Source organism: Stenomitos rutilans (genome assembly GCF_059505485.1).
In genome coordinates, this window is the sequence record NZ_JCACKR010000095.1 from 1 (window position 1) to 2011 (window position 2011).

2 protein-coding genes and 1 pseudogene are annotated in these 2011 nt (G+C 52.0%); all 3 read right to left on the reverse strand.

Annotation, left to right across the window (positions count from 1 at the left end):
* On the reverse strand, positions 1 to 352 hold a 352-nt coding region (locus tag AC5JLP_RS19020), incomplete at its 3' end, for a hypothetical protein (RefSeq protein WP_496069514.1).
* A gap of 155 nt (positions 353 to 507) precedes the next feature.
* On the reverse strand, positions 508 to 846 hold the full coding sequence (locus AC5JLP_RS19025) for a transposase (RefSeq protein WP_496069515.1): 339 nt from the start codon (positions 844 to 846) through the stop codon (positions 508 to 510).
* A gap of 994 nt (positions 847 to 1840) precedes the next feature.
* Positions 1841 to 1990, reverse strand: a pseudogene (locus AC5JLP_RS19030) (transposase); the annotation flags it as partial.
* Between the last annotated feature and the right edge of the window lie 21 nt (positions 1991 to 2011).

Sequence of the window (2011 nt, forward strand, 5' to 3'; positions counted from 1 at the left end):
CATGACCTTTTAACCTATCCCACCCTTGTCTGATGCACAACCCCTCTTTCTTTGTCCATCGCTTTGTCGGACTCGTTTGATTCCAATGCCGAAGTGGTGGGATTGCTTGCACTTCGGCAACAAAAGCTTGTGATTCAACCGAGGGCAACAACGGGCGCGCATTGGTCGCTAATTGTGCCTTGAGCTGGGACAGTTGTTGAGCTTGAGCATCTACAAGTTCCTGTTCTTGTTGTTGCAGTTGATGCAGCGTTTCGTTCAGCGATGCCTGTAGTCTGGTGAGTGTCGGAGTAAATTGTGCTTCATGCTGCTGCACCAGCGATTGGTACTCGGCGAGTAAGTGAAGTTGAGCCATGAGCAGACCTCTTGCATAAACGCTTAGTTCAAATGTACCATCACCCTCTAGAGGGAAATCAACAGATTTAAGCATTAAGCCGAAATCCGCCGCTGGTTTAACGCCCATGCCTATTAAAGGGGTCTGAGTAGCAACGGATGCTGTTGGCGAATGTGCTACACGCAATCTGACACAGGTGCTAGTGCGGCAAATCGAGAAATCCGTGTTCGAGCATGAGGCACCCCCTGTAACCATGCCACCAGTCGCACAATGTTCATCGCAGCACTGGTCAGAATATGCTGCAACCGGGTTTTTGCTAGACCCAGATAGCGCGATCGCCGTAGACCAAACGCATTGACGCCTTGAGCCAAGGTACCTTCAATGCCAGCCCGTTGATTGTAGGTTTGTTGCCAGGCTTTGGTTGTTTGCTGCTGCCGGACAACTTGCAATGCCTGATGCTCGGCTTGAGGACGGAGGGTAATTTCTCGCGGTGCGGTTTTGGAGCGGGTACACAAATGGCGACTGGTACACTGGCGGCACTGGGAGCGTGAAGAACCTCACGTTAATCACATGGTTGCCCCAGGCATCAACTGCCAGGTTCCACTGCTGGCTCTTTTTACCTTGAGGGCAGGTCACCCGTTTCGTTCTCCAATGCACCTGGAATTGGCTGATGTCATAGCCACCCGGTGTATTAGCCTGCCAACTCACATTGGGACGGACCGGTCCAATCAGATCAACCCCGTACTGCTTTTGACTAGTCACAATCAGGTTGGCATCGACAAAACCAGCATCGACAATGTGTTGTTCTGGCAGTAGGGCTTTGGCTTGTAACGCTGCATGAATCGGCTCCGTTTGAGCCACATCAGAGTGATGAGCATGCGTGGTGATGACATGGGTAATGAGATGCACCTGGTTGGCATCACAGGTCTCTGTCACATGCACTTTGTACCCCGTCCAGGTGGTTGACCGCTTGTTGCCATAGCGGGCATCGGGATCATAGGGCGAGTCCATGCGCTCACCCGCAGGGGGTAGGTCTTTCGCTGCCCGGAGTTGAACTTGACCCTCGTTCACATAAAACTGGTGCACCCACGTTTGCCGTAAGGTCTCAACCTCAGGAAGCTGGCGCAGTGTGCTGGGCGCATGATTAGCCCACAGTGTCTCTAACAACTGCATGCCATCAGTCCCGATGGTTTCCGCATAAACTTTGCGAGCTTCCACCCCTTTCGGTAAACGATATTCGTCCACAGCACGTCCATAGCGCTCAAACCATACAGGTGGCACCCAAGCTTGCAACCAATCTGGAGCAACGGTAGCAAGTGCATTCAATGCCGCTCGTAAGGTTTCACCAATGACTTCCAAGCGATTGAGCGTCCGAATGGCGGCTAAGATATGAGTCGAGTCTGTTCTTTGCTTGCCACGGGCTTTCAACCAGCCGCGTTCTTTGCAGGCATCGAGTAAACGATCCAAGAGTTTTTGTTCGGTATTGCCTGCGATTAACCGCCTACGAAATTCACAGAGGACTGAAAAGTCGAAACCCGGATCACCCAGTTCTAAGCTCAAGGCATATTTCCAATCAATCCGACTCCGCACCGCTTCAGCGGCTTGTCGGTCAGGCAGGTCTTCCAGGGATTGCGACAGGATACGTGTAAAAACCTGCAAGATAGTCCTCTAATCCTTATC